Raw genomic sequence first — 26,118 nt, forward strand, 5'->3', positions numbered from 1 at the left:
CGGCCATGCAGAAAGAAACCGAAATCAAACTCCGCGTCAGCCGCGAAACCCTCGCCGCCCTGCGCGAGCACCCTCTCCTGAAAAAACGCAACAAAAGTGGCTGGGAACGCCGTGAGTTGATGAATCAATACTTCGACACGCCCGAGCGTGACCTGGCCCGGGCCAAAGTTGCCCTGCGCCTGCGCAAGGACGGTGAAGAAGTGATTCAGACCCTCAAGACCCGTGGCCAGAGCGTCGCCGGCCTGTCCGAGCGTAACGAGTACGACTGGCACCTGCCCAAAGCCAAGCTCGACGTGAAGAAACTCGACGGCGAGTGCTGGCCCGAGTCCCTTGCCGAGCTGGACAAGAAAACCCTGAAGCCGATCTTCACCACCGATTTCGTCCGCGAACGCGCCGAAATCGCCTGGGGCCGTGGCAAGACCAAAGTGGTCATCGAAGCCGCGCTGGACCTGGGCCACGTGGTGGTCGGCAAGCAGAAAGAAGAAATCTGCGAGCTGGAACTGGAACTGCGCGAAGGCGAACCTGCCGCGCTGCTGGAACTGGCCGCCGAACTGGCCGAAACCCTGGCCCTGATGCCGTGCGACATCAGCAAGGCCGAGCGCGGTTATCGCCTGTACGACGCCAACAGCTACTCGCTGAGCCTGCCGGCGCCGGCCATTACCGCCGAAACACCGCTGGACGACGCCTTCGCCGCCCTGGCCTGGCACTTGCTCGGCAGCAGTCAACGTCTGGCCGAACAGTATCGTTTCAACGGTCACTGGCGCCTGCTGCAGGACTGGGTCGAGAACCTTGCGGAAATGCGCGCCCTGCTGAGCAGCCTTGGCCAGGCTGCGCCCCGTCAGTCGACCCACGACTTGCGCGTTGCGCTGGATGCACTGCTGGAAGACTGGCGCCCGCTGGTACAGGTCGGCATCGAAGACGAAGACGTGCGCAAAGCCGCGCCGGAGCAGTTCCTCGAAGAACTGGAAGACCCGCGCTGGGGCCTGTTCTCGCTGAACGCTTCGCGCTGGTTGCTGGCCCGCACCTGGACGGCAGACCGCAACACCCGTGGCAATCGCCAGGGTGCCGCGCAGTTGCAAAGCTGGCTGCCGCGCCTGCTGGGCGAAGAAGCCACTTCGCTGCAATTGCAGCGTTATCAGCAGCAACCGGAAGATCTGGCCGAGCAACTGCCGCGCATCGAGCGCATCCAGGTCTGGCTGCACCACGCGCGCAACGTGCTGGACATCCCGGAAATGGATCGTCTGTACGGCGAGCTGAACAAACTGGCGCAACTGGCCAACGAGCCGACCATCACTGACGAACTGCTCGATGCACGCAAGCATCAGGCGATTGCGGTGTACCAGAATCGCGCCTGGAAAATGCTGCTGCGCATGTAACACCGCCATCGCCAGCAGACTGTGATCGTTCCCACGTCGAGGCGTCGAACCGTCTGCGTGGGAATGCCTCAATGGACGCTCTGCGTCCGCTTTGGGACGCGGAGCGTCCCGGGCTGCATTCCCACGCAGAGTGTGGGAACGATCATCAAATCAGCGCAGTACCGGCAGGCTCGTCGTCGACTTGATCTCCGACAACGCCACAATCGAATTCACTTCCTGAATCCCCGGCACCAGCGACAGCTTCTCGAAGAAGAATCGCTCATACGCCTCGATATCCGCCGCGACGATCCGCAGCAGGAAATCCACCGCCCCCATCAGCACATAACACTCCAGCACTTCGGGAAAGCCGCGAATCGCCTCGGTGAATTCAGTGAAGTTCGAACGGCCGTGGGCGTTGAGTTTGATCTCGGCGAAGATCTGCGTGTTCAGGCCGATTTTCTTGCGATCGAGCAAGGTCACCTGACCACGAATGATCCCCTCCTCCTTCATTCGCTGAATTCGCCGCCAGCAGGGCGACTGCGACAGGCCGACCTGTTCGGCAATCTGTGCGCTGGACAGGGAAGCGTCCTCTTGCAGCAACGCGAGAATGCGTCGGTCGTAACCGTCCAGCTCACTGTGCATAAATAATCCTCGGAATCAGCCAATAGCGAATTGATCCAGCCGATCAATTGCAGAATCGGCTCATCTTAGATAAGAAATGCCCGGCATCGAATGTAAAAATTTCTCCACTGATTCCGGAGACCTGCCATGCCACACCTCGAAGCCGTCAACACCCCCGCGCCCCGTGCCGATGTGTGGAACGCCAGCAACCCTCATTGCCTTGCGCAGTACCGGATCCTGGCCGAGGCCGAGCCGGATGTGCTGGTGCGCGTGCTGAACCTGTTCGCCTTGCAGTTCCTCACCCCGGAACAGGTCAATGTCCAGCGAATGGACGATTTGCTATCGATCGACATCGTCATGGGTGGCCTGAGCTGGCACCGCGCCCAGGTGATCGCGGAAAAACTTCGTAACCTGATCAGCGTCTGCTCGGTAAACCTGCAAAACCCCGACGCGGCGTGGGATGCGCCGGCGCAGGCGACCGGCTGACAAGAGCCGAAACGTCTTCGTCGGGTAGTGGCCCAACGGTCGGCGGGGCCACGACTATCCTTTGCGCACTGTCGTTCAAAAGGAGTCCGCATGCCCGTTCAACTTGCCACTCAGGACCGCTGGCTGGATCTCAATGAGGTACTGCGTGAACTGGTCGCCCAGGGTTTCATCTGCCAGGACTCGGCCGAGCAGGCGCTGAATGCCCGGCGCCGGCATGCCGCCCACGGCCAGAAGCACCCGCTGGAATTCATCGCCAGCCAGCAACTGGACGACCTCAGCCGTCCGGGCAAACACCTCGACCTGGAAAGCCTGACCCTGTGGCTGGCGCAGCAGGCCGGCCAGCCATATCTGCGGATCGATCCACTGAAGATCAACGTCGCCGCCATCACACCGCTGATGTCCTATGCGTTTGCCCAGCGCCACAAGATCCTCGCGGTGTCGGTCGACCGCGACGCGGTCACTGTGGCCAGCGCCCAGCCCTACGTCAGCGGCTGGGAGGCGGATCTGACTCACGTCCTGAAACTGCCGATCAAACGGGTGGTGGCCAACCCCGCCGACATTCAGCGTTTCAGCGTCGAGTTCTTTCGTCTCGCCAAATCGGTCAGCGGTGCCAGCAGTGCCGATGCGCACGGCGGCAATCTCGGCAACTTCGAGCAACTGCTCAATCTCGGTGCCAGCGATCAGGAACCGGATGCCAACGACGCCCACATCGTCAACATCGTCGACTGGCTGTTCCAGTACGCCTTCCAGCAGCGGGCCAGCGATATCCACATCGAGCCCCGGCGCGAGCAAGGCACGGTGCGCTTTCGCATCGACGGCGTGCTGCACAACGTCTATCAATTTCCGCCGCAGGTGACGATGGCCATCGTCAGCCGCCTGAAAAGCCTCGGCCGGATGAACGTTGCCGAGAAGCGCAAACCCCAGGACGGCCGGGTCAAGACCAAGACCCCGGACGGCGGCGAAGTCGAGCTGCGGCTGTCGACCCTGCCCACCGCGTTCGGCGAAAAAATGGTGATGCGGATCTTCGACCCGGAGGTGCTGCTCAAGGATTTCGACCAGCTCGGGTTTTCCGCCGACGACCTGCGGCGCTGGCAGGACATGACCCGCCAGCCCAACGGCATCATTCTGGTCACGGGCCCGACCGGTTCGGGCAAGACCACCACGCTCTACACCACACTGAAAAAACTGGCGACCCCGGAGGTCAACCTCTGCACCATCGAGGATCCGATCGAGATGGTCGAGCCGGCGTTCAACCAGATGCAGGTCCAGCACAACATCGACCTGACCTTCGCCGCCGGCGTGCGCGCGCTGATGCGGCAGGATCCGGACATCATCATGATCGGCGAGATCCGTGACCTAGAGACCGCCGAAATGGCAATCCAGGCGGCATTGACCGGGCACCTGGTGCTCTCGACCCTGCACACCAACGATGCGCCGAGCGCCATCAGCCGCCTGCTGGAACTCGGCGTGCCGCATTACCTGATCAAGGCCACCGTGCTCGGGGTGATGGCGCAGCGACTGGTACGAACCCTGTGCCCGCACTGCAAGGCGCCGCTGACTCTGGACGAAGAAGACTGGCAAACCCTGACCCGGCCGTGGCAGGCGCCGCTGCCGGGCAATGCGCAACGGGCCATCGGTTGCCTGGAATGCCGCGACACCGGTTATCACGGTCGTGCCGGGGTCTACGAAATCATGCAACTGAGCGACAGCCTCAAGGCCTTGATCAGCACCGACACCGATCTCACCGCGATCCGCCGGCAGGCGTTCAAGGAAGGCATGCGCAGCCTGCGATTGTCCGGCGCACAGAAAGTCGCGGCAGGGCTGACAACCCTTGAGGAAGTGTTGCGGGTGACACCCCAGAGCGAGCAGAAATAGCCGCTCACGGAACCGGATCGGGGAAACGGCGATCCAACCGGTTATTCAACACCAGTGGAGTCACCCAACATGCATCTCAAACTTGCTGTCGCCACCCTTGCCCTGCTGTCTCTGCCTGTTGGTTCGGCAATGGCCGACAGCTTTTGGCGTAACGTCATTTCGTCCGGTGCCACCACCGGCTCGACCTACCTGACCTTCAAGGATCACAAACTGATCGTTGCCGCCCAGGACGATGCCGGCAGCTTCGTCGCCAGTGACGGCGGTATCCGTGGCCCGTACCTGGAAGCGGCGATGCAGAAAGTCCGCGCCGACAATCCGGGCCTGCAGGCAACGGACATGGAACTGGCGAACGCGATTCTGGCGAAGAACGCCGTGGCGTCGGAATAACTTTCCGGACAGACAAAAATGCCGCTCACACGAGCGGCATTTTTGTGCCCGCAGTTTCCGGTTCGCCCTGACCCGCTCCCACGGTCGAGGCATACGCGAAAGATCAGCGGTAATCGTCCACCGGCACGCAGGCGCAGAACAGGTTGCGGTCGCCGTAGACGTTATCGACCCGGTTCACCGCCGGCCAATACTTGTGCGCCTTGGTGTGAGCATCCGGCGTGATGCCCTGCTCGATGCTGTAAGGCCGATCCCACACGCCGGTGATATCGGCCAAGGTGTGTGGCGCCCGCTTGAGCGGGTTGTCTTCGGCCGGCCAGTTGCCGTTCTGCACCTCGGTGATTTCTGCGCGGATGCTCAGCATGGCGCCGATGAAGCGATCCAGTTCGGCCTTGGACTCACTTTCGGTCGGCTCGACCATCAGGGTGCCCGGCACCGGGAACGACATGGTCGGCGCGTGGAAGCCGTAATCCATCAGGCGTTTGGCGACGTCTTCCTCGCTGATGCCGGTGGCGGCCTTGAGCGGCCGCAGATCCAGAATGCATTCGTGGGCGACCCGCTCGTTGCGCCCGGTGTACAGAACGGGGAAAGCGCCGGACAGGTGCTGCGCCAGGTAATTCGCCGCAAGGATCGCCACTTCGCTGGCGTCCGCCAGTTGCGGCCCCATCATCGCGATGTACATCCAGCTGATCGGCAGAATGCTCGCACTGCCCCACGGGGCAGCGCTGACCGCTCCGTTCTGCGGTTGCGGCCCGTCGATCGGGATCACCGGATGGTTGGCAACGAATGGCGCCAGATGCGCACGCACGCCAATCGGCCCCATGCCCGGCCCGCCTCCGCCGTGGGGAATGCAGAAAGTCTTGTGCAGGTTCATGTGTGATACGTCGGCGCCTATGTCCGCCGGCCGCGCCAGCCCGACCTGGGCATTGAGGTTGGCGCCGTCCATGTACACCTGGCCGCCGTGCTTGTGGATAACTTCGCAGATTTCGCTGATGCCTTCCTCGTACACGCCGTGGGTCGACGGGTAGGTCGCCATCAGGCACGACAGCCTGGCGCCAGCCTCGGACGCCTTGGCTTTCAAATCTTCCAGATCAACGTTGCCGGCCTCGTCGCACTCGACAATCACCACGTGCATCCCGGCCATCTGCGCCGAGGCCGGGTTGGTGCCGTGGGCCGAGGAAGGAATCAGACAAATATCCCGCCCGCCCTGCTGGCGGCTCTCATGGTATTTGCGGATCGCCAGCAGCCCGGCGTACTCGCCCTGGGCACCGGAGTTGGGCTGCATGCAGATCGCATCGAACCCGGTGATCGCGCACAGCCAGCGCTCCAGCTCCTCGATCATCAGCGTGTAACCGACAGCCTGCTCCCGGGGAACGAACGGGTGCAGGTTGGCGAACTGCGGCCAGGTGATCGGGATCATCTCGCTGGTGGCGTTGAGTTTCATGGTGCAGGAGCCCAGCGGGATCATCGACTGGTTGAGCGCCAGATCCTTGTTCTCCAGCTGCTTGAGGTAGCGCAGCATCTCGGTTTCGCTGTGGTGGGCGTTGAACACCGGGTGACGCAGGTACGGCGTGCTGCGTTGCAGTGTGTCGGGAATGCCGGAGGTCAGCGTTTCGCCGTCGAGATCATCGACACTCAACCCGTGATCGGCGCCCAGCAGCACATCGAACAGCCTGGCCACGGTGGTTTCATCACAGGCCTCGTCGAGGCTCAGCCCCAGTTGGCCACGACCAAGGATGCGCAGGTTGATCTGCGCGGACCGGGCACTTTCAATGATCGCGGTTTGCGCCCCGCCGACGTCCAGCGTGAGGGTGTCGAAGAAGTGTTCGTTGAGGCGCTTGATGCCATGGCGTTCAAGCCCGGCGGCGAGAATGCAGGTCAGCCGATGCACGCGCTGAGCGATTCGTTTAAGTCCTTCCGGGCCGTGATAGACCGCATAGAAACTGGCGATGTTGGCCAGCAACACCTGGGCGGTGCAAATGTTCGAATTGGCTTTCTCCCGGCGAATGTGCTGCTCGCGGGTTTGCAGGGCCATGCGCAGCGCGACGTTGCCACGGGCATCTTTCGACACGCCGATGATCCGCCCGGGAATTGCCCGTTTGTATTCCTCGCGACTGGCGAAAAACGCCGCGTGCGGGCCTCCATAACCCATTGGTACACCGAAGCGCTGGGATGAGCCGAACACCACGTCCGCACCCAGTTCGCCCGGCGGGGTCAGCAGCAACAGGCTGAGCAGATCCGCCGCCACGCAGGCCAGCGCCTGCTGCGCGTGCAGGTGGTCGATCAGCGGCCGCAGGTCGCGAACTTCGCCGTGGGTGTCGGGGTATTGCAGCAGCGCGCCGAACACCTGGTGCTGCTTCAAGTTATCCACAGTGTCGACGATCAGCTCGAAACCGAAGCCTTCGGCGCGGGTCTGCACCACGGAAATGGTCTGGGGATGACAGTTTTCGTCGACGAAGAACAGATTGCTTTTTGACTTCGCCACCCGCTTGGCCAGAGCCATGGCTTCCGCGGCGGCAGTGGCTTCATCGAGCAGGGAGGCGTTGGCCAGTTCAAGGCCGGTGAGGTCGATGGTCAGTTGCTGAAAGTTGAGCAACGCTTCGAGCCTGCCCTGGGCGATTTCCGGTTGGTAAGGCGTGTAGGCGGTGTACCAGCCGGGATTTTCCAGCACGTTACGCAGGATGACGGTCGGCGTCAGGGTGCCGTGGTAGCCCATGCCGATCAGGCTGGTCCAGACCTGATTCTGTTCGGCATAACCGCGCAGCTTGGCCAGCGCCGCCTGTTCGTCCAGCGCCGGCGGCAGGTCCAGCTCGCGGTTGAGGCGAATGCCCGGCGGCACGGTCTGTTCGATCAGTTCGACCCGGCTGCCGAGGCCGAGGCTGTCGAGCATCGCCTGCTGCTCGGCGGCATCCGGGCCGAGGTGGCGGCGCAGGAAGGCATGGGGATCGCGTAACTGGCTCAGGGATGGCAACTGGGACATGACGGGCTCTCTCTTGGCTGGCGGCTCAGCGTCAATGCAACACGGTCAAACCAGCATAGCAGCCACCCCGACCGCAAAAGTCCCGGGCAGAAAAAAGCCCCGACGGGTCGGGGCCTTGGGATCTGGCCTGCAGCTTATTCGCCGATGGCGGCCTTGTAGGCGGCAGCGTCGAGCAGTTTGTCCAGCTCGGACTTGTCGCTTGGCTTGAGCTTGAAGATCCACGCGGCGTACGGATCGTTGTTCAGCTCTTCCGGCGAACCGGCCAGGTCTTCGTTGACGGCAATCACTTCGCCACCAACCGGGGAATAGATGTCGGAAGCAGCCTTGACCGATTCGACAACGCCGGCGGCATCACCGGCGGCGAACACCTTGCCCACTTCTGCCAGCTCGACAAACACCACATCACCCAACGCTTCCTGGGCGTGATCGCTGATGCCCACGGTGACAGTGCCGTCGGCTTCCAGGCGCGCCCATTCATGACTTTCGGCAAAACGCAGTTCAGCTGGGATGTTGCTCATGCTCGGTGTCCTCAAGAAATTGTCAGCGGTCGTGCCCGCCGGAAAAGGTTTAGATCAAGGTTTTGCCGTGACGGACAAAGGTCGGTTTGACCACTCGTACCGGATACCACTTGCCACGGATTTCCACTTCGGCGCGGTCGGCAGTCGCCATCGGTACACGCGCCAGGGCAATCGACTTGCTAAGCGTAGGAGAGAAACTACCACTGGTGATCTCTCCTTCGCCAACATCTGCGATACGAACCACCTGATGCGCACGCAAAACCCCGCGTTCCTCAAGCACCAGGCCGACCAGTTTGTGCTGCACGCCGGCGGTTTTTTCCGCTTCCAGCGCATCACGTCCGATGAATCGGCGCGTGGCCGGTTCCCAGGCGATGCTCCAGGCCATGTTCGAGGCCAGTGGCGAAACGTCCTGATGGATGTCCTGACCGTAGAGGTTCATCCCCGCTTCCACCCGCAAGGTGTCGCGAGCGCCGAGGCCAATGGGAGAAATGCCGGCGCCCACCAGATCGTTGAAAAATCCCGGAGCCTGATCGGCCGGCAGGGCGATTTCCAGACCGTCCTCACCGGTATAGCCGGTGCGCGCAATGAACCAGTCGCCGTCGACGTGGCCTTCAAAAGGCTTGAGCATCTGGATCAGATTGGCGCGGGACTGGGTCACCAGTTCGGCAATCTTGTGCCGGGCATGGGGGCCTTGAATGGCGAGCATCGCCAGCTCGGAGCGTTCGTGCATTTGCACATCGAAGCTGCCCAACTGTGCCTGCATCCAGGCCAGATCCTGATCGCGGGTGGAGGCGTTGACCACCAGACGATAACCGTCCTCGAGACGGTAGACGATCATGTCGTCGACGATACCGCCGCGCTCGTTGAGCATGGTGCTGTACAACGCACGGCCGGGGCTGTGCAGACGTTCGACGTCGTTGGCCAGCAAATGCTGGAGCCAGACCTTGGCCTGGGGGCCGGTGACATCGATCACGGTCATGTGGGAAACATCGAACACCCCGCAATCGCGACGCACTTCGTGATGCTCCTCGACCTGCGAGCCGTAATGCAGGGGCATGTCCCAACCGCCAAAATCGACCATCTTCGCGCCAAGGGCGAGATGCAGGTCATACAGAGGCGTACGCTGTCCCATGGGTTTCTCCTTCCGGGCGTGGCGAAGGTGCGGAACGCTGCTGCACGGATCGGAAAACCCCGTAAAAAAGGGCTTTCAGCCGATTTCAGCGACAGGGTCTGTCAGACGGACCGCACCGAATGCCGCGCATTGTAGCCGCATGATTCAGGACTCACTACTAAGTGTTTCGATGTGCCGAGCGGCGAATAAGTCCGACAACCGGCAACAGACCGACCAGCACCAGGGTCAATGCCGGCAGCGACGCCCTCGCCCATTCGCCTTCGCTGGTCATTTCGAAGATCCGCACCGCCAGCGTGTCCCAGCCAAACGGGCGCATCAGCAGGGTCGCGGGCATTTCCTTGAGCACATCGACGAACACCAGCAAGGCGGCGCTGAGCGTGCCGGGCAGCAACAGCGGCAGATACACTTTGAAAAACAGTCGCGGCCCACTGACACCCAGGCTGCGTGCCGCTTCAGGCAAAGAAGGCCGTATACGCGCCAGACTGCTTTCCAGCGGCCCATAGGCCACCGCCACGAACCGCACCAGATACGCCAGCAGCAACGCCGCCAGACTGCCCAGCAGCAACGGTTTGCCCGCACCGCCAAGCCAGCCGGACAGTGGAATCACCAACTCCCGATCCAGATAACTGAACGCAAGCATGACCGACACCGCCAGCACCGAGCCCGGCAAGGCATAACCGAGATTGGCCAGACCGACCGCGGAGTTGATCGTCCGGGTCGGCGCCAGACGCCGGGCGAACGCCAGCAACATCGCCACGCCGACCGTGATCAGCGCCGCCATGCCGCCCAGATATAACGTGTGGAGAATCAGCCCGGCGTAGCGCTCATCCAGATCGAATCGCCCGCGCTGCCAGAACCACACCACCAGTTGCAGCACCGGAATGACAAACGCACAGGCGAACACCAGACCGCACCAGCCGCTCGCCGCCCAGGCCTTTGGCCCGCGCAAGTGATACAGCGCCTTGACCCGTGGTCGCTCGTTGCTTGCCCGATTGGCGCCGCGTGCGCGACGTTCGCCGTACAGCACCAGCATCACCACCAGCAACAACAGGCTGGCCAGTTGCGCGGCGCTTGGCAGGCTGAAGAAGCCGTACCAGGTCTTGTAGATCGCGGTGGTGAAGGTGTCGAAGTTGAACACCGAGACCGCCCCGAAATCCGCCAGGGTTTCCATCAACGCCAGCGCCACACCGGCACCGATGGCCGGCCGCGCCATCGGCAACGCCACGCGCCAGAACGCCTGCCACGGCGACTGGCCGAGCACTCGCGCGGCTTCCATCAAGCCCTTGCCCTGCGCCAGGAACGCGGTGCGCGCCAGCAGGTAAACGTAGGGATAAAACACCAGCACCAACACCAGAATCACGCCACCGGTGGAGCGCACTCGCGGCAGGCGCAGGCCGCTGCCGAACCATTCGCGCAGCAGGGTCTGCACGGGACCTGCGAAGTCCAGCAGGCCGACGAAGACGAACGCCAGCACGTAGGCCGGGATGGCGAACGGCAGCATCAGCGCCCAGTCGAGCCAGCGTCGTCCGGGGAATTCGCAGAGGCTGGTGAGCCAGGCAAGGCTCACGCCGATCAGCGTCACACCGACACCGACGCCGAAGACCAGCGTCAGCGTATTGCCCAGCAGGCGCGGCATCTGGGTTTCCCACAGGTGCGACCAGATCTGCTGGTCGATGGTTTGCCATGAGAGCAGGAGCACGCTGAGAGGGAGCAACACCAACGCGGCGATGGCGAAGACGATGGGGTACCAGCGGCGTTGGGCGGGGTGGGCCAATGAAACAGTCTCGTTCAAATGTGTGTGCCCACGCTTTGCGTGGGCACACATCCTGTGACGCTCCGCATCACGCTATCGTTGATGCGACGCAGAGCGTCGGGGCCTGCATTCCCACGCAGTCGGTTCGACGTGGGAATGATCAAAAAAAGTGAAAACTCAGTTCCAACCCGCCCGATCCATCATCCGGATCGCTTCAGCCTGACGCTTGCCCGCCACTTCAACCGGCAGCGTATCAGCCACGAACTCCCCCCAAGCCGCCACTTCGTCCGAAGGTTTCACCGCCGGATTCGCCGGAAACTCCTGGTTCACATCGGCAAAGATCTTCTGCGCTTCAGGCGTGGTCATCCACTCGACCAGCGCCTTGGCCGCTTCCGGGTGTGGTGCGTGTCTGGTCAGGCCGATACCCGACAGATTGACGTGTACACCGCGATCCGCCTGGTTTGGCCAGAACAGTTTCACCGGCAGTTCCGGCTTCTGCTTGTGCAGGCGCCCGTAATAGTAGGTGTTGACGATGCCGACGTCGCACTGGCCGGCGTTGATCGCCTCCAGCACCGCGACGTCGTCGGAGAACACGTCGGTGGACAGGTTGTTGACCCAGCCCTTGAGGATCTTCTCGGTCTTCTCGGCGCCGTGCACTTCGATCATGGTGGCGGTCAGCGACTGGTTGTAGACCTTCTTCGCCGTGCGCAGGCACAGGCGGCCTTCCCAGTTCTTGTCGGCCAATGCTTCGTAAGTGGTCAGTTCACCCGGTTTCACCCGTTCGGTGGAATAGGCGATGGTCCGGGCGCGCAGGCTCAGGCCGGTCCAGGCGTGGCTGGACGAGCGGTATTGCAGGGGAATGTTGGCGTCGATGGTTTTCGAGGTGAAGGGCTGGAGAATGCCCATCTGCTCGGCCTGCCAGAGGTTGCCGGCATCGACGGTCAGCAGCAGGTCGGCGGTGGCGTTCTCGCCTTCGGCCTTGATCCGCTGCATGAGCGGCGCTTCCTTGTCGGTAATGAACTTGATCTTCACCCCGGTCTTGGCGGTGTAGGCATCGAACACCGGTTTGATCAGTTCATCGATACGCGAGGAGTAGACCACCACCTCGTCGGCGGCCTGGGCGGCAGTGCTGCCGATCAGGGTCAGGGCCAGTGCGGTCAGAACACGCTTGGATGCCAACATGGGAGCGGTCTCTCGGTCGGGAAAAGTGGCCCAAATGATAAGGACTCACATTTGCGAGCTCAATCGAACACTTTCCCAAGGAGTTACCAGATGTTGCACAGCCCGAAACTTCCGGCGCCGTCAGCCTCAATAGAGCACTAAGGTTTAGCCAGGACTGGAAGGTCCCCAGTCAGCCCCAATGCTTCACGCACAAACAGCGCCTTGGCCTCTGGCATCTGCTCGACGATTTTCAGGCCGGTGTTGCGCAACCAGCGCAATGGCAATGGATCGGCCTGGAACAACCGCTCGAACCCCTCCATCGCCGCCATCAGTGCCAGGTTGTGCGGCATGCGCCGGCGCTCGTAGCGGCTCAGGACTTTCACGTCCGCCAGGCGTTCGCCGCGTTCGTGCGCTTGCAGCAGCACTTCAGCCAGCACGGCGGCATCGAGGAAGCCGAGGTTCACGCCCTGCCCCGCCAACGGGTGAATGGTGTGCGCCGCATCGCCGATCAGCGCCAGGCCTTCGGCCACGTAACGTTTGGCGTGGCGTTGACGCAGCGGCACGCACAGGCGCGGGTCGGCGCTGATGACTTCGCCAAGGCAGCCTTCGAACGCTCGCTCCAGCTCACGGCAGAAATCCGCTTCATCCAGCGCCATCAATCGCTCGGCCTCGCTCGGCGTGGTCGACCAGACGATCGAGCACCAGTCCTGCTGACCGTTACGCTCAAGCGGCAGAAACGCCAGCGGCCCGTGATCGGTGAAACGCTGCCACGCGGTCATCCGGTGCGGTTTGCTGCTGCGCACGCTGGTGACGATGGCGTGATGCAGGTAATCCCACTCACGGGTGGCGACGCCGGTCAGACGGCGCACGGCGGAATTGGCCCCGTCCGCCGCAATCACCAGCGGTGCGCGCAAAGTGCGGCCGTCGGCCAGGGTCAGCAGCCAGTCGTCACCGGAGCGGCGCATCTGCTCCAGCCGCGCGTTGGCCAGCAGGCCCATGTCGCAATCGTGCAGACGGTCGAGCAAGGCATCCTGGACCACGCGGTTTTCGACGATATGCCCGAGCACATCGGCGTGTACGCTGCTGGCCGAGAAGTGAATCTGGCCGGTGCCGCTGCCGTCCCAGACGTGCATGTCGGTGTAAGGGCTGCTGCGTCGGTTGACGATGCCGTCCCACACGCCGAGGCGATCGAGGATGCGCTGGCTGGCCGCCGACAGTGCGCTCACCCGTGGCTCGAACGGCGCGTCGCCATTGAAGGGTTTGACGCTCAACGGGCTGCCGTCGAGCAACAGCACTTCCAGTCCGCTGCCCTGCAACGCCAGCGCCAGGGCACTGCCGACCATTCCGGCTCCGACAATCAGCACATCCGCGCGCATTTCCATGCTTTAAGCCTGTCTCGCTGGCGGCTTGAGCCGCACGTAAAGGGTTTTACCGACCCGCGCCACCAGGTTGCCGGCGCCGTCATGAATATCGACCTGCAACTGCGGCAGGTACTTTTCGCCACTGGCGGTCTGCCGACGGATCTCGTCGAGCAACGTGTCGTCGATGTGGAACCGGGCGAACACCGGGCCTTTGCCTGGCGCTATGAAATCAATGTCAGCGGCCTTGTCCCAGACGATGTACCGCGAGCCGAGGTTTTCCATGAGCATCAACATGAAGAACGGATCGACCATCGAATACAGACTGCCGCCGAACTGGGTGCCGACATAATTGCGGTTGTACCAGCCCAGGCCCATCGAGACCTGAATGTCCCGAAAGTCATCGCTGATGTGCTTCACCCGGACACCCGCGCCGAAGTATGGCGGGTAGAACGTCATGATCCAGCGCATCAGCCGCGCCTTGCCAAATAGTTTGATCAGCCACTCACGCATCCGGCCGCGTCCCCAGCCCCATGGCCTGACGGGCGAACCAGCGTTTGGCCGGCGGCAGCAGATCGAGGCCGAGCAGGCCGATGTTGCGTCCCAGTGATACCAGCGGCTGGGTACTGCCGAACAGCCGCGTGACCTGATCGGAGAAGCCGACGGTGAGGTCCTGATCGAGACGCTGACGCTCGCGATAAGCCTGCAACGTGGCGAAATCCCCCAGCGGTTTGTCGCTGGTCAGCAGCGCGGCGGCCAGCGCATCGGCATCGCGCAGGGACAGGTTGAAACCCTGCCCGGCAATCGGGTGCAGACTGTGGGCGGCGTTGCCGAGAACGGCCAGATGCGAACGCACCTGCTCTTCGGCTTCCACCAGCGCCAGGGGGTACAGATGCCGTGCGCCGACCTGTTTCAGGGTGCCGAGGCGATAACCGAACACGCCTTGCAGTTCGCTGAGGAAATCCCGCTCGCTCAGGTCCGCCAGACGTTGCGCGTCCATGCCCAGACGGGTCCAGACCAGCGCGCAACGGTTTTCCGGCAGCGGCAGCAGCGCCATCGGGCCTTCGTCGGTGAAGCGTTCGAACGCCATGCCGTTGTGGGCTTCGCTCGGGGTGATGTTGGCGATCAGTGCGCTCTGGTTATAGGGGCGCTTGCGTACGTTGATGCCCAGTTGCTCACGCAGACCGGAACGGCCGCCATCGGCGAGCACCGCCAGATCGCACTCGACCGTGGTCTCATCGTTGAGGGTCAGGCGATAGCCGTCCGGCAACGGTTCCATGCGGGAGACTTCTGCCGGGCAGCGCCAGCTGATCACGTCTTTGTCGAGGTGCTGCCACAGGCACTGACCGAGCCAGGCGTTTTCCACTACATAACCAAGTGCCGGAACGCCCTCTTCCATCGCCGACAGGCGAGCGGTGGAAAAGCGCCCACGGTCGGACACGTGAATCTGTTTGATCGGCTCGGCGCGGCGGGAGATTTCCTGCCACACGCCCAGCCGCTGATAAATCTGTCGCGAGCCGAAGGACAGCGCCGAGGAACGCGCGTCGTAGCTTGGCTGCCAGGTGTTCCCGGGGGCGAACGGTTCGATCAGCACGATCTTCCAGCCACGGGCCTTGGCCCCGGCCTGCAAGGCCAACGCCAGACTGGCGCCGACCAGACCGCCACCGATGATTGCCAGATTGACCCGACTCATGCCGCGCAGGTCCGTGCTTGCGCCATCAGGGCTTCGATCTCGGCGACGGTTTTCGGCACGCCGCCGGTCAGGATTTCACAACCGCTCTTGGTCACTACCACGTCATCCTCGATGCGCACGCCAATGCCGCGCCATTTTTTCGCTACGTTCTGATTGTCCGGGGCGATGTAGATGCCCGGCTCCACGGTCAGCGCCATGCCGACTTCCAGCACCCGCCATTCGCCGCCGACCTTGTACTCGCCGACGTCATGCACATCCATCCCGAGCCAGTGGCCGGCGCGGTGCATGTAAAACGCCTTGTAGGCCTCGGAGGCGATCAATTCGTCGACTTGGCCCTGCAACAGCCCCAGCTTCACCAGCCCGGCGGTAATGACCCGGACCGTGGCCTCGTGCGCCTGGTTCCAGTGTTTGTTCGGAGCGATTTCAGCGAACGCTGCTTCCTGCGAGGCCAATACCAATTCGTAGATCGCTTTCTGCTCGGCGGAAAACTTGCCGTTGACCGGCCAGGTGCGGGTGATGTCGCTGGCGTAGCAGTCGATTTCGCAGCCAGCGTCGATCAGTACCAGATCGCCGTCCTTGAGCAACGCGTCATTCTGCTGGTAATGCAGGATGCAGCTGTTGCGCCCGGCAGCGACGATCGAACCGTAGGCCGGCATTTTCGCCCCGCCCTTGCGGAACTCGTAATCGAGCTCGGCTTCGAGGCTGTACTCGTACAGGCCGGCACGGCTGGCCTGCATTGCCCGGATGTGGGCCTGGGCGGAAATCCGCGCCGCTTCGCGCATCACCTTCACTTCTGCCGCCGATTTATACAGACGCATGTCGTGCAGCAGGTGATCCAGGGCAACGAATTCGTTCGGCGGCTGGGCGCCGAGATGCGCCTTGGAACGGATCACGTTGATCCAGTCCATCAGGTGGCGGTCGAACTCCGGGTTGCTGCCCATGGCCGAATACACCCGGTCGCGGCCTTCAATCAGGCCCGGCAGGATGTCGTCGATGTCGGTGATGGGGAAAGCGTCGTCGGCGCCAAAATCGCGAATCGCGCCTTCCTGGCCGGCGCGCAGACCGTCCCAGAGTTCGCGTTCGGCATTGCGTTCACGGCAAAACAGCACGTACTCGCCGTGTTCGCGACCGGGCATCAGGACGATGACCGCCTGTGGCTCGGGGAAACCGCTGAGGTACTGGAAGTCGCTGTCCTGGCGATAGACATGCTCGACGTCGCGGTTGCGGATGGCGACCGCGGCGGCAGGCAGGATCGCGATGCTGTTGGGTTCCATCTGCGCCATCAGCGCCTTGCGGCGCCGGGCGTATTCCGCTTTCGGGATATGGATCATGGGCAGATGGCTTTCCCTGGCACGCGATCAGTGCAGCGACGGCTTGGCCGCTGGCGGCACGTCGGCCTTTTTGGTTTCGGAGAACAGCAGCAGCGGCGCTACACGCAGGTACTCCATGACTTCCATATAGTCGCTTTCGCCGTCTTCGGACTCTTCCAGTGCGTCTTGCACCTGGGAGATTGCTGCAAGATCCTGCAACACTTCGGTGGCTTCGGTGCTCAGCATGCTGCTGTCGCGGCAGTTCAGGCCGAAACCGGTGAGGAAGCCCTGGCACCATTCGCCCAGCGCGGCGGCGCGCTCGGTCAGCGGAGCGTCATCGTTCGGCAGCAGCAGAACCACGGTGATATCGTCGCCGGTGAGTTCGCTCTTGACCATCTCCTGCAGACCGATCAGCGCGTTGCGGACGTTGTCCTGCGGCTCGCTTTCGAGCAGCTCGGCAGCATCGATCAGCCATTCTTCGGCATTGAAGCCGGCGCCGGCGCAACTGCGACCCAGCAACAGGCCGTGCAGTTCGGCAGGCGAAACGGAGTGACCGCTGGAATTGAGCAGGGTGGCAAAGCCTTGGTACGGGGAATTCTGAATGGGCATGGGCAGCTAGGCGCCAGACGGCGCTATGTCTAGAATGAAGGCCTTGTATCCTACATCGACAGACTCGCCAAGACCATTAAAGGCTGTCCGCCAGCCAAACCCATCAGACCGAATCAGTGGACACAATGGAAGACACCGACCTGCAAGCGCTGATGGCCAGACTCGAACTGCTGATTACCCGAGTCGAGCAACTAAAAAGTCAAAATGCACTCTTACTTGCTCAGGAAAAGACCTGGCGCGAGGAACGCGCGCACCTCATTGAAAAAAACGAAATCGCCCGGCGTAAGGTCGAATCGATGATTTCGCGCCTCAAGGCCCTGGAGCAAGACTCATGAGTTCAAGCAATAGCGTTACCGTGCAGATCCTCGACAAAGAGTATTCGATCATCTGTCCCCAGGAAGAGCGCAGCAATCTGATCAGCGCCGCCCGCTATCTGGACGGCAAGATGCGCGAGATCCGCAGCAGCGGCAAAGTCATCGGCGCCGACCGCATCGCCGTGATGGCCGCGCTGAACATCACCCACGATCTCTTGCACAAAGAAGAGCGTCCGGACATCCAGGCCAGCGGTTCGACCCGTGAACAGGTGCGTGACTTGCTCGATCGTGTCGATCTGGTGCTGGCCGACGATCCGGACATCAGCAAGGGCTGATTCGCCAGGCCGCTTGAGTTATACTCGCCGCACTCCCTGGGGTGCTTGCCAGTTGACGATGTCCCTGAGCCGATTTGCACTACCCTGGGGGTTGCACGTTGGGCTGGTGTGCATGTCCGCCAGACGGAAAGCCTTAAAGCCTACTGCATCCTCCACCTTGAACTCTCGGGTTCAAGGGCTAAGTCGACAGCGGCTCATCCGGGGAGCCTGATTCGAATCCGATGCCGGTGCATGCCGGCATCGGATTTTTTATGCGTACGTTTTCGTCCCACCCTGCCGAAGCCGAACCATGACCGAACCCGCGTTGCTGCCCCGCCCCCAACTGCGCCGCCTGCTGCGCAAGGCCCGCCGCTCTCTGACGCCGAGCCAGCAACGCCAGGCCGCCGAAGGCCTGTACAAGCAACTGGCACAAGACCCGCACTTTCGCCGGGCCAAACACATTTCCCTGTACCTGCCCACCGACGGTGAAATCGACCCGCGCCTGTTGCTGCGCGCAGCCCAGCGGCGTGGCAAGAAAACCTACCTCCCGGTGCTCAGTGCCTGGCCGAGGACCAAAATGGTCTTTCAACAGATCCGCCCAGGCGAAAAACTCAAGCCCAACCGTTTTCGCATCCTTGAGCCGCGCGCCAATCTGGCCCGTCAGCGCAAGGTCTGGGCACTGGATCTGGTGTTGTTGCCACTGGTGGGATTCGACGATGTCGGCGGGCGCCTGGGCATGGGCGGCGGATTCTACGACCGCAGCCTGGCGTATCTGGCCCGACGCCAGAACTGGCGCAAGCCTACACTGCTGGGTCTGGCCCATGAATGTCAGAAAGTCGGACGTCTCGCGCAAGCGAGCTGGGATGTACCGTTGCAGGGAACGGTGACAGACAAGGCATGGTATTTCGCGGGATAGACGCCGCGCGGATCAGCGGCGTCGAAAAGGCAGTTTCAGCGTTTGAAGGCTGTCGACTGTTGTACTTGTTGCGCCACTTCAATCGGAGCATCGGCCTTGTTGGCCCACAGACTTTGCGCATAACCGGTGGTCACGACGCCCAGACCGAACAAAATAACCAAAGTCCACAGCAAATCCGGTTTGCGTTTCATCGATTGCCCCCCTCAAGGCACATCATCACGATGACAGCAGCGGTTTCCATTCGTAGGCCGTGCAGCAGCGTCAAGCTTTAAAGGCCGGCATTTTGCGACAACGTGAACCTCTGCGCAAATGCTGACGTCAACCGACCGTCGGTTTGTCATAAAATTGCCCGACAACCTGCCCAACGACCGCTTGAGGAGCACACACCATGGCCTACTGGCTGATGAAATCCGAGCCCGACGAGCTCTCGATCAAGGGTTTGGAAAAGCTCGGTAAAGCGCGCTGGGACGGGGTTCGCAACTATCAGGCACGCAATTTCCTGCGGGCCATGGCAGTAGGGGACGAATTCTTTTTCTACCACTCCAGCTGCCCGGAGCCGGGAATTGCCGGGATCGGCAAAATCATTCAGGCCGCGTACCCGGATCCCACCGCAATGGATCCGCAAAGCCATTATTTCGACCCGAAAGCCACGCCAGAGAAAAACGCCTGGAGCGCGATTGACGTCGCCCATGTGGAGACGTTCAGCCGGGTCTTGAAGCTGGATTATCTGAAACAGCAGACCGCACTGGCCGAAATGCCGCTGGTACAAAAGGGCTCGCGACTGTCGGTGATGCCAGTGACGGCCGAGCAGTGGGCGGCAGTACTCGGTTTGCGCTGAGAGACCTCGGCCCTTGCGGCTGACATGACTCAGCACTGCTGCTTCGCCGACATTTGACCGACATCAAGCGATGCCATCGCTTAACCCGTCAGACTGAACGCCCAAGACGCAGGATGCCCTCATGTCAACGCATCGACGCTCCTCTCTGATATACGCCGGCGCCCTCATTCTGTTGTTGATGGCGGCCGGAGGCTTCGGCTACTGGAAGTCCATGAGCAACCGCCTTCCCGAGGGGCTCCACAGCGCAAACGGGCGACTTGAGGCAACGCAAGTGCAGATCGCCAGCAAGACCCCGGGACGTCTCGCCGAGGTCTTGGTCGACGAAGGCGACAAGGTCAGCAAAGGGCAACTGCTTGCGCGAATGGACACCCGAACCCTCGAGGCCCAGCGTAATCAGGCCGAAGCCGAGGTTATCCGCGCCCGCGAGAACCTCGCCGCCGCCCAGGCCAACGTGCAGTTACGCCTGAGCGAGCAACTGCTGGCCCAGCAAGAACTTGGCCGCTCGCAGTCGTTGTTCAAGCACGGTTTTGTCAGCGCGCAGGTCATCGATCAATTGCAATCAAGGATCGGCACCGCTAACGCTGCTGTGACTGCTGCCCGGGCGCAGGTCGCTGCAGTCAGCGCGGCCATCGGTGCAGCCCAGGCCCAGGTTGCGCAACTGGCCAGCGAGATCGATGACAGCCGTCTGCGCGCGCCGATCGACGGGCTGATCCAGTTGCGCATGGCCGAACCCGGCGAAGTGCTGGGTGCCGGCGGCCGAGTCCTGCTGCTGATCGATCCCGGCGACCAATACATGAATCTTTACTTGCCGGCTTCCGTCGCCGGGCGTCTGGCGGTCGGCGATGAAGCGCGGATCCTGCTCGACGCCCTGCCCGATCAGGCCTTGCCGGCGAAAGTCAGTTTCGTGGCGGCCAAATCACAATTCACACCCAAAGAGGTCGAAACCCGCGACGAGCGACAAAAACTGGTCTTTCGCGTCAAGCTGCGCCTGACCCGACCTGGCGACGTCCCCCAGGCCAAGCCCGGCATGCCCGGCGCAGGCTATGTGCGCACCGCGCCGATCGACTGGCCGGCCAATCTGCAATGAACAGCGTCGCGGTTCACGCGAACGCCATCACTCACCGCTATGGCGAGCGGCAAGCCCTGAATGGCATTGCGTTCGACCTGCCGACCGGTACCCGCTGCGGCTTGATCGGCCCTGACGGCGCAGGCAAATCCAGTCTGTTGGGGCTGATTGCGGGCGTGAAAACCCTTCAGCAAGGGCAACTGGAAGTGCTTGGCGGTCCGATCCAGGATCGCAGCCACCGCAACACGCTGTACGCGCGCATCGCTTTCATGCCGCAAGGATTGGGCGGCAACCTGTACCCGGAACTGTCGATCCGCGAGAACGTGCATTTTTTCGCCACCTTGTTCGGCCTCTCTGCAGACGAAAGCGCCCAGCGCCTGCACAACCTGTTGCTCGCGACCGATCTGCTGAGGTTCGCCGATCGACCAGCCGGCAAACTTTCCGGCGGCATGAAACAGAAACTCGGACTGTGTTGCGCACTGATCCACGAACCGGATCTGCTGATCCTCGACGAGCCGACCACCGGCGTCGATCCGCTTTCACGCCGCAAGTTCTGGGAGTTGATCGACGATGTTCGACGCCAACGACCGCAGCTGACCCTGCTGGTCGCCACGGCCTACATGGAGGAAGCAGAGCAGTTCGAGCATTGCCTGATGCTCGACGGCGGGCGGATGATCGCCACCGGTTTGAGCCGCGAACTGGCCGCTGTAACGCCCAGCGGCAAGCTGGATGACGCCTTTACTCATTTCCAGGGTGACAGCCGTCACACCACTCAACCACTGCAGATCCCGCCTCGCACCGGCAACGCCGATATTGCCATCGAAGCTCATGACCTGACGTTGCGTTTCGGCGACTTTACGGCCGTGGATCACGTCAGCTTCGCCATCGGGCGAGGCGAGATTTTCGGTTTCCTTGGCTCCAATGGCTGCGGCAAGACCACCACAATGAAAGTCCTGACCGGACTGATGCCTGCCAGCGAAGGTAGCGCAACGCTGCTGGGCAATCCGGTGGATGCGAAGGATCTGGCCACGCGCAAACGGGTCGGATTCATGTCTCAGAGCTTTTCGCTGTATGGCGAACTCAGCGTCCGGCAGAACCTTGAACTGCACGCACGCCTGTTCGACTTGCCGAAAACCGAGAGCGCCCAGCGCATCGACGCGCTGATTCAACGCTTCGATCTGCACGGTGTCGCCAATCAATCGTCCGGGGCCTTGCCGCTGGGAATACGCCAGCGCCTGTCACTGGCGGTGGCGGTCTTGCACGGCCCGGAAGTGCTGATTCTGGATGAGCCGACCTCCGGAGTTGATCCCGCGGCGCGAGACGATTTCTGGCGCCTGTTGATCGAGCTGTCCCGTGATCAAGGCGTGACCATTTTCCTCTCCACCCATTTCATGAACGAAGCTCAGCGTTGCGACCGCATTTCGCTGATGCACGCGGGCAAAGTGCTGGCCTGTGACACGCCGACGGCACTGCAACAACAGTTTGGCGGCAAGTCCCTGGAGGCAGCGTTCGTGAGCTGCCTTGAACAGGCTCAGGGCGACGCCGAAACCGCCCCGCCCCCCGAGCCGTCACCGGCCCCGAAAGCGCCGGCCGGTTCCGTCAAGGAACGGGTTTTCAGTTTCGGTCGTCTGACGGCAGTGGCTCGCCGCGAAGGCAAAGAGCTGGTCCGCGACAAAGTGCGCATGGCGTTTGCACTGCTGGGTGCGATTTTCATGATGGTGATTTTTGGCTTCGGGATTTCCCTGGATGTGGAGAACCTGGCCTTTGCCGTGTATGACCAGGATCAAACGCCACAAAGCCGCGCCTATCTGGAGGCCTTTCGCGGCTCCCGCTATTTCGCCGAACAGCCGCCCATCGAAGATCCACAGGCTCTGCACCGTCGGCTGCAACGTTCGGAAATCAAACTGGCGCTGGAGATCCCGCCCGGCTTCGGCCGCGACCTGTACGCCGGGCATCGGCCGGAGGTCGCGGCGTGGCTGGATGGCGGCATGCCCTTTCGCGCCGAGACCAGTCGCAACTACGTCGAGGCCGTTCATCTGGTCAATCTTGAGCAACTTGCCGAACAAAGCAGCCCGGCCTTGACCCTGTCAGCCCCGGCCACGCTGCAGACCCGCTTTCGCTATAACCAGGATGTGGTCAGCGTCAATGCCATCGGTCCCGGCGTGATGGCGCTGATTCTGGCCTTCATTCCGGCGATGCTGACGGCGCTCGGCATCGTGCGCGAGAAAGAGCTGGGCTCAATCACCAACTTCTACGCCACGCCCCTGACCCGCCTCGAATTCCTCCTGGGCAAACAAATGCCTTATCTGCTGGTCAGCCTGGTCAACCTCGCCGTGCTCACGGCCATGAATCGCTGGTTGTTCGGCGTGCCCTTCAAGGGCAGCCTGCCGACCCTTGCGTTCGGCGGGCTTTTGTATGTACTGGCCACCACCAGCATGGGCCTGCTGATTTCAGCGTTCACCCGAACACAGATTGCGGCGATCCTCGGCACCATGATCATCACCAGCCTGCCGACCATTCAGTTCTCGGGTCTGATCGTGCCGCGTTCTTCGCTGGAAGGGGCCGCCGCCGTGATGGGCGTGCTGTTTCCGGCCGGTCACTTCCTCGACATCGCCGTAGGAACGTTCACCAAAGCTCTGGACCTGCGCCAGCTCTGGCCACAATGCCTGGCGCTGGGCGGCTTTTTTATCGGGTTCACCGGTTTGAGCCTGATCATGCTGAAAAAGCAGGAGGCCTGATGCACAAGCTCGCACATATCCTGCGATTGGGCCTCAAGGAGCTGACGAGCCTGCGCCATGACAGCGTACTACTGCTGTTCCTGTTCTATGCCTTCACCGTGGCCATCTATATGCCAGCCGCCGGTTCGGTGATCGGCGTGCATAACGCCAGCGTGGCGATTGTCGACGAGGATCACGGCGCCCTTTCGCGCCAATTGGCCGAGGCGCTGCAACCTCCGGAATTCCAGACGCCGGTACCGCTGCCCTACGAGCAACTGGATGAAGTCATGGATAGCGGCCGATACACATTCGTCATCAACATCCCCGCCAGTTTTCAGACAGACCTGCTCGCGGGTCGCCAGCCAGCCCTGCAGGTCAACGTCGACGCCACCGCCATGAGTCAGGCGTTCATGGGCGCCGGCTACATCAGCCGGATATTTCAACGTGAGTTATTGGCTTACTCAGGCCAGGGTGATGTGCAGACCGGGTCTGCGGTGCAACTGACGACTCGAGCCCTGTTCAATACCAATCTTGAGGGCGGTTGGTTTCTGGCCGTGATTCAGATCGTCAACAACATCACTATTCTGGCGATTGTTCTGACCGGCACCGCGCTCCTGCGCGAGCGCGAACACGGCACACTGGATCATTTGCTGGTGCTGCCGCTGACCGCACTGGAAATCATGCTGGCGAAAGTCTGGAGCAATCTGCTGGTGGTGGTGCTATGCACCTGGCTGTCCCTGGAAGTGATTGTCAAAGGTGCGTTGGGCGTACCTTTATCCGGCTCATTGAGCCTGTTCTTGCTGGTTACGGCCGTTTATCTGTTCGCCAGCACCGCGCTGGGCATATTTCTGGCAACGCTGGCGCGTTCGACACCGCAGTTCGGCCTGCTGGCCATCCCGGTGATTATCCCGATGTTGCTGTTGTCCGGCGGCAGTACACCACTGGACAGCATGCCGCAGTGGTTGCAATGGGTCATGCAAGGGTCACCGTCCACCCACTTCGTCAGCCTCGGCACCGCGATCCTGTTCCGCGACGCCGGGCTGAGCGTGGTGTGGCCTGACTTGCTGGCGCTGGTCGTCATCGGTTTGCTGTTCTTTTTCATCGCCCTGGCACGGTTTCGCAAGAGCCTGGCGTCCTGAACAACCGCGACAACGTTTACTGAATGATCAGGTTGTTGAACAACAGATCCTCGACCACCGGCTTGCCGGTCTCGTCATTCATCACTTGCTGGGTCTGCTTCAAGGCTTCCTGACGCAGTTTTTCCTTGCCTTCGATGCTGCCCATCGCTTCGGTGGTTTGCTGAGTGAACAGCGCCACCAGTTGATTGCGAATCAGCGGCTCGTTGGCCTTGACCAGTTTGGTCGCCTCTTCGCCGGTCACCCGCAGTGCCACGTCGGCCTTGTAGACCTTCAGCTTCGGCGTGCCATCCAGCCCGTAGTTGCCCACGAACGGCGGGCTCAGGGTGATGTAGTTGACCTTCGGCGCCTCGCCCTCTTTGGCTTCTTCGGCCAGCGCTGCCACAGGCAGAGACAGGGCCAGCAACAACATGATCCACGCTTTCACAATTCGCTCCTTATCCGGTTTGCGGCCTAGCATAACGACCCGCCGCGCAAGCACAAGCTTATGGCGGACTATCAGGGCCGGGCATGCTCGTTGACCCGTTGACTGCCACACCTACACTTATCGGCCATCACTCCCAAAGGAATAGCCCTGATGAAAGCCGTGCTGTGCAAAGCCTTCGGCCCTGCCGAATCGCTGGTGCTGGAAGACGTCGCCAGTCCTGTCGCCAAGAAGAACGAAATCCTGCTGGACGTGCACGCCGCCGGGGTCAACTTCCCGGACACGCTGATCATCGAGGGCAAGTACCAGTTCAAGCCGCCCTTCCCGTTCTCCCCGGGTGGGGAAGCCTCCGGCGTGGTCAGCCAAGTGGGTGAAAAGGTCAGTCACCTGAAGGTCGGCGACCGGGTCATGGCCCTGACGGGCTGGGGCAGCTTTGCCGAGCAGGTCGCAGTGCCGGGCTACAACGTGCTGCCGATCCCGCCGTCGATGGATTTCAACACTGCCGCCGCGTTCAGCATGACCTACGGCACGTCGATGCACGCCCTCAAACAGCGCGGCAACCTGCAACCGGGTGAAACCCTGCTGGTACTCGGTGCCTCCGGCGGCGTTGGCCTCGCCGCCGTGGAAATCGGCAAAGCCATGGGCGCCCGGGTGATTGCCGCCGCCAGCAGCGCGGAAAAACTCGCCGTCGCCAAGGCTGCCGGTGCCGACGAACTGATCAACTACAGCGAAACCAGCCTCAAGGACGAGATCAAACGCCTGACCGACGGCCAGGGCGCCGACGTGATCTACGACCCGGTCGGCGGCGACCTGTTCGACCAGGCTATCCGCGCCATCGCCTGGAACGGCCGCCTGCTGGTCGTCGGCTTCGCCAGCGGACGCATTCCCGAACTGCCGGTCAACCTCGCCCTGCTCAAGGGCGCGGCGGTACTCGGCGTGTTCTGGGGTTCCTTCGCCCAGCGCCAGCCGCAGGACAACGCCGCAAACTTCCAGCAACTGTTCGGCTGGTTTGCCGAGGGCAAGCTCAAGCCGCTGGTGTCGCAGGTCTACCCGCTGGGCAATGCCGCGCAGGCGATCAATGATCTCGGGCAGCGCAAGGCTGTGGGCAAGGTTGTCGTCAGCGTGCGCTAAACGGAAAAAGCTGTCTGGTCATGTACC

Annotated in this window: 25 protein-coding genes and 1 other RNA gene; 13 read left to right on the plus strand and 13 right to left on the minus strand. The window is 62.1% G+C overall.

Annotation, left to right across the window (positions count from 1 at the left end):
* Positions 1–5: 5 nt before the first annotated feature.
* Complete coding sequence (locus I5961_RS27115; protein ID WP_085696914.1) at positions 6–1,376, plus strand: inorganic triphosphatase; 1,371 nt, start codon at positions 6–8, stop codon at positions 1,374–1,376.
* A 150-nt stretch (positions 1,377–1,526) separates the two neighbouring features.
* Here I5961_RS27115 and I5961_RS27120 read toward each other — a convergent pair whose 3' ends face one another.
* Entirely contained in the window at positions 1,527–1,997 is a 471-nt protein-coding gene (locus I5961_RS27120; protein ID WP_085731489.1) for an Lrp/AsnC family transcriptional regulator, read from the minus strand.
* Between the two features lie 126 nt (positions 1,998–2,123).
* On the opposite strand from I5961_RS27120, the gene I5961_RS27125 reads away from it, so the two are divergent.
* From I5961_RS27125 to I5961_RS27135, 3 genes are all read left to right on the plus strand, one after another.
* Positions 2,124–2,462 carry a hypothetical protein gene (locus I5961_RS27125; RefSeq protein ID WP_227233847.1) on the plus strand — a complete coding sequence of 113 codons (339 nt, stop codon included), beginning with the start codon at positions 2,124–2,126 and terminating at the stop codon, positions 2,460–2,462.
* A gap of 90 nt (positions 2,463–2,552) precedes the next feature.
* Positions 2,553–4,337 (plus strand): GspE/PulE family protein, encoded by a 1,785-nt coding sequence (locus I5961_RS27130; RefSeq protein ID WP_227233849.1) that lies wholly within the window; start codon positions 2,553–2,555, stop codon positions 4,335–4,337.
* A gap of 69 nt (positions 4,338–4,406) precedes the next feature.
* Complete coding sequence (locus I5961_RS27135; RefSeq protein ID WP_085702360.1) at positions 4,407–4,724, plus strand: DUF2388 domain-containing protein; 318 nt, start codon at positions 4,407–4,409, stop codon at positions 4,722–4,724.
* Positions 4,725–4,827: 103 nt separating this feature from the next.
* Here the strand turns inward: I5961_RS27135 and gcvP are convergent, their stop codons facing one another.
* The 10 genes from gcvP to I5961_RS27185 form a co-directional block, all read right to left on the minus strand.
* Positions 4,828–7,701: an aminomethyl-transferring glycine dehydrogenase gene (gene gcvP, locus I5961_RS27140; RefSeq protein WP_227233850.1), complete on the minus strand. Its 2,874-nt coding sequence runs from the start codon at positions 7,699–7,701 to the stop codon at positions 4,828–4,830.
* A 134-nt stretch (positions 7,702–7,835) separates the two neighbouring features.
* Positions 7,836–8,219, minus strand: coding sequence for a glycine cleavage system protein GcvH (gene gcvH / locus I5961_RS27145; protein WP_085702358.1), 384 nt, complete (start codon positions 8,217–8,219; stop codon positions 7,836–7,838).
* A gap of 49 nt (positions 8,220–8,268) precedes the next feature.
* The gene (gene gcvT, locus I5961_RS27150) at positions 8,269–9,351 is read right to left on the minus strand and encodes a glycine cleavage system aminomethyltransferase GcvT (RefSeq protein WP_085696909.1); all 1,083 of its coding nucleotides are present in this window, start codon (positions 9,349–9,351) and stop codon (positions 8,269–8,271) included.
* Positions 9,352–9,508: 157 nt separating this feature from the next.
* Complete coding sequence (locus tag I5961_RS27155) at positions 9,509–11,125, minus strand: ABC transporter permease (protein WP_227233852.1); 1,617 nt, start codon at positions 11,123–11,125, stop codon at positions 9,509–9,511.
* A 156-nt stretch (positions 11,126–11,281) separates the two neighbouring features.
* Positions 11,282–12,286 (minus strand): extracellular solute-binding protein, encoded by a 1,005-nt coding sequence (locus tag I5961_RS27160; RefSeq protein ID WP_085696907.1) that lies wholly within the window; start codon positions 12,284–12,286, stop codon positions 11,282–11,284.
* 137 nt (positions 12,287–12,423) lie between these two features.
* Positions 12,424–13,641, minus strand: coding sequence for a 2-octaprenyl-3-methyl-6-methoxy-1,4-benzoquinol hydroxylase (locus I5961_RS27165; protein WP_176247713.1), 1,218 nt, complete (start codon positions 13,639–13,641; stop codon positions 12,424–12,426).
* 9 nt (positions 13,642–13,650) lie between these two features.
* Positions 13,651–14,136, minus strand: coding sequence for a DUF4442 domain-containing protein (locus I5961_RS27170; protein ID WP_085696905.1), 486 nt, complete (start codon positions 14,134–14,136; stop codon positions 13,651–13,653).
* The gene (ubiH, locus tag I5961_RS27175) at positions 14,129–15,316 is read right to left on the minus strand and encodes a 2-octaprenyl-6-methoxyphenyl hydroxylase (protein WP_085702355.1); all 1,188 of its coding nucleotides are present in this window, start codon (positions 15,314–15,316) and stop codon (positions 14,129–14,131) included. Before ubiH ends, I5961_RS27170 begins: the two co-directional genes overlap by 8 nt.
* Positions 15,313–16,647 (minus strand): Xaa-Pro aminopeptidase, encoded by a 1,335-nt coding sequence (pepP, locus tag I5961_RS27180; protein ID WP_227233854.1) that lies wholly within the window; start codon positions 16,645–16,647, stop codon positions 15,313–15,315. The genes ubiH and pepP overlap by 4 nt, the downstream gene beginning before the upstream one ends.
* 27 nt (positions 16,648–16,674) lie before the next feature.
* On the minus strand, positions 16,675–17,235 hold the full coding sequence (locus I5961_RS27185) for a YecA family protein (protein WP_085696902.1): 561 nt from the start codon (positions 17,233–17,235) through the stop codon (positions 16,675–16,677).
* A 125-nt stretch (positions 17,236–17,360) separates the two neighbouring features.
* Between I5961_RS27185 and I5961_RS27190 the strand changes: the two genes are divergently transcribed.
* From I5961_RS27190 to I5961_RS27205, 4 genes are all read left to right on the plus strand, one after another.
* Positions 17,361–17,570, plus strand: a complete 210-nt coding sequence (locus I5961_RS27190) for a TIGR02449 family protein (RefSeq protein ID WP_007940359.1) — start codon at positions 17,361–17,363, stop codon at positions 17,568–17,570.
* Positions 17,567–17,884, plus strand: a complete 318-nt coding sequence (locus tag I5961_RS27195) for a cell division protein ZapA (RefSeq protein WP_007951811.1) — start codon at positions 17,567–17,569, stop codon at positions 17,882–17,884. Before I5961_RS27190 ends, I5961_RS27195 begins: the two co-directional genes overlap by 4 nt.
* Positions 17,885–17,914: 30 nt before the next feature.
* Positions 17,915–18,093, plus strand: a non-coding RNA gene (gene ssrS / locus I5961_RS27200) — 6S RNA.
* An 80-nt stretch (positions 18,094–18,173) separates the two neighbouring features.
* Positions 18,174–18,779, plus strand: a complete 606-nt coding sequence (locus I5961_RS27205) for a 5-formyltetrahydrofolate cyclo-ligase (protein WP_085696901.1) — start codon at positions 18,174–18,176, stop codon at positions 18,777–18,779.
* A 35-nt stretch (positions 18,780–18,814) separates the two neighbouring features.
* Here the strand turns inward: I5961_RS27205 and I5961_RS27210 are convergent, their stop codons facing one another.
* Entirely contained in the window at positions 18,815–18,970 is a 156-nt protein-coding gene (locus I5961_RS27210; protein WP_007911192.1) for a hypothetical protein, read from the minus strand.
* 197 nt (positions 18,971–19,167) lie between these two features.
* On the opposite strand from I5961_RS27210, the gene I5961_RS27215 reads away from it, so the two are divergent.
* From I5961_RS27215 to I5961_RS27230, 4 genes are all read left to right on the plus strand, one after another.
* Positions 19,168–19,617: an EVE domain-containing protein gene (locus tag I5961_RS27215; protein ID WP_085696900.1), complete on the plus strand. Its 450-nt coding sequence runs from the start codon at positions 19,168–19,170 to the stop codon at positions 19,615–19,617.
* A gap of 121 nt (positions 19,618–19,738) precedes the next feature.
* A complete protein-coding gene (locus I5961_RS27220; RefSeq protein WP_085702354.1) occupies positions 19,739–20,704 on the plus strand; it encodes an HlyD family secretion protein in 966 nt (321 codons plus the stop codon).
* Positions 20,701–23,421: a ribosome-associated ATPase/putative transporter RbbA gene (gene rbbA / locus I5961_RS27225; RefSeq protein WP_085702353.1), complete on the plus strand. Its 2,721-nt coding sequence runs from the start codon at positions 20,701–20,703 to the stop codon at positions 23,419–23,421. The genes I5961_RS27220 and rbbA overlap by 4 nt, the downstream gene beginning before the upstream one ends.
* Positions 23,421–24,539, plus strand: a complete 1,119-nt coding sequence (locus I5961_RS27230) for an ABC transporter permease (protein ID WP_085702352.1) — start codon at positions 23,421–23,423, stop codon at positions 24,537–24,539. The genes rbbA and I5961_RS27230 overlap by 1 nt, the downstream gene beginning before the upstream one ends.
* Before the next feature lie 16 nt (positions 24,540–24,555).
* On the opposite strand, the gene I5961_RS27235 is transcribed toward I5961_RS27230, so the two are convergent.
* Positions 24,556–24,963: a flagellar basal body-associated protein FliL gene (locus I5961_RS27235; protein WP_027610485.1), complete on the minus strand. Its 408-nt coding sequence runs from the start codon at positions 24,961–24,963 to the stop codon at positions 24,556–24,558.
* Between the two features lie 150 nt (positions 24,964–25,113).
* Between I5961_RS27235 and I5961_RS27240 the strand changes: the two genes are divergently transcribed.
* A complete protein-coding gene (locus I5961_RS27240; RefSeq protein WP_085696896.1) occupies positions 25,114–26,091 on the plus strand; it encodes an NADPH:quinone oxidoreductase family protein in 978 nt (325 codons plus the stop codon).
* The last annotated feature ends 27 nt before the right edge of the window (positions 26,092–26,118 follow it).

Source organism: Pseudomonas sp. IAC-BECa141, assembly GCF_020544405.1.
Lineage (GTDB): Bacteria > Pseudomonadota > Gammaproteobacteria > Pseudomonadales > Pseudomonadaceae > Aquipseudomonas.

What these genes read in the sequence shown, in the direction of transcription:
- I5961_RS27210 (WP_007911192.1), bottom strand. Translation starts at nt 18,970, where the DNA reads ATGAAACGCAAACCGGATTTGCTGTGGACTTTGGTTATTTTGTTCGGT.
- I5961_RS27240 (WP_085696896.1), top strand. Translation starts at nt 25,114, where the DNA reads ATGAAAGCCGTGCTGTGCAAAGCCTTCGGCCCTGCCGAATCGCTGGTG.
- I5961_RS27165 (WP_176247713.1), bottom strand. Translation starts at nt 13,641, where the DNA reads ATGCGCGCGGATGTGCTGATTGTCGGAGCCGGAATGGTCGGCAGTGCC.
- I5961_RS27215 (WP_085696900.1), top strand. Translation starts at nt 19,168, where the DNA reads ATGGCCTACTGGCTGATGAAATCCGAGCCCGACGAGCTCTCGATCAAG.
- ubiH (WP_085702355.1), bottom strand. Translation starts at nt 15,316, where the DNA reads ATGAGTCGGGTCAATCTGGCAATCATCGGTGGCGGTCTGGTCGGCGCC.
- gcvH (WP_085702358.1), bottom strand. Translation starts at nt 8,219, where the DNA reads ATGAGCAACATCCCAGCTGAACTGCGTTTTGCCGAAAGTCATGAATGG.
- I5961_RS27120 (WP_085731489.1), bottom strand. Translation starts at nt 1,997, where the DNA reads ATGCACAGTGAGCTGGACGGTTACGACCGACGCATTCTCGCGTTGCTG.
- I5961_RS27195 (WP_007951811.1), top strand. Translation starts at nt 17,567, where the DNA reads ATGAGTTCAAGCAATAGCGTTACCGTGCAGATCCTCGACAAAGAGTAT.
- I5961_RS27230 (WP_085702352.1), top strand. Translation starts at nt 23,421, where the DNA reads ATGCACAAGCTCGCACATATCCTGCGATTGGGCCTCAAGGAGCTGACG.
- I5961_RS27170 (WP_085696905.1), bottom strand. Translation starts at nt 14,136, where the DNA reads ATGCGTGAGTGGCTGATCAAACTATTTGGCAAGGCGCGGCTGATGCGC.
- gcvT (WP_085696909.1), bottom strand. Translation starts at nt 9,351, where the DNA reads ATGGGACAGCGTACGCCTCTGTATGACCTGCATCTCGCCCTTGGCGCG.
- I5961_RS27220 (WP_085702354.1), top strand. Translation starts at nt 19,739, where the DNA reads ATGTCAACGCATCGACGCTCCTCTCTGATATACGCCGGCGCCCTCATT.
- I5961_RS27130 (WP_227233849.1), top strand. Translation starts at nt 2,553, where the DNA reads ATGCCCGTTCAACTTGCCACTCAGGACCGCTGGCTGGATCTCAATGAG.
- I5961_RS27205 (WP_085696901.1), top strand. Translation starts at nt 18,174, where the DNA reads ATGACCGAACCCGCGTTGCTGCCCCGCCCCCAACTGCGCCGCCTGCTG.
- I5961_RS27125 (WP_227233847.1), top strand. Translation starts at nt 2,124, where the DNA reads ATGCCACACCTCGAAGCCGTCAACACCCCCGCGCCCCGTGCCGATGTG.
- I5961_RS27160 (WP_085696907.1), bottom strand. Translation starts at nt 12,286, where the DNA reads ATGTTGGCATCCAAGCGTGTTCTGACCGCACTGGCCCTGACCCTGATC.
- I5961_RS27185 (WP_085696902.1), bottom strand. Translation starts at nt 17,235, where the DNA reads ATGCCCATTCAGAATTCCCCGTACCAAGGCTTTGCCACCCTGCTCAAT.
- I5961_RS27190 (WP_007940359.1), top strand. Translation starts at nt 17,361, where the DNA reads ATGGAAGACACCGACCTGCAAGCGCTGATGGCCAGACTCGAACTGCTG.
- rbbA (WP_085702353.1), top strand. Translation starts at nt 20,701, where the DNA reads ATGAACAGCGTCGCGGTTCACGCGAACGCCATCACTCACCGCTATGGC.
- I5961_RS27115 (WP_085696914.1), top strand. Translation starts at nt 6, where the DNA reads ATGCAGAAAGAAACCGAAATCAAACTCCGCGTCAGCCGCGAAACCCTC.
- gcvP (WP_227233850.1), bottom strand. Translation starts at nt 7,701, where the DNA reads ATGTCCCAGTTGCCATCCCTGAGCCAGTTACGCGATCCCCATGCCTTC.
- pepP (WP_227233854.1), bottom strand. Translation starts at nt 16,647, where the DNA reads ATGATCCATATCCCGAAAGCGGAATACGCCCGGCGCCGCAAGGCGCTG.
- I5961_RS27135 (WP_085702360.1), top strand. Translation starts at nt 4,407, where the DNA reads ATGCATCTCAAACTTGCTGTCGCCACCCTTGCCCTGCTGTCTCTGCCT.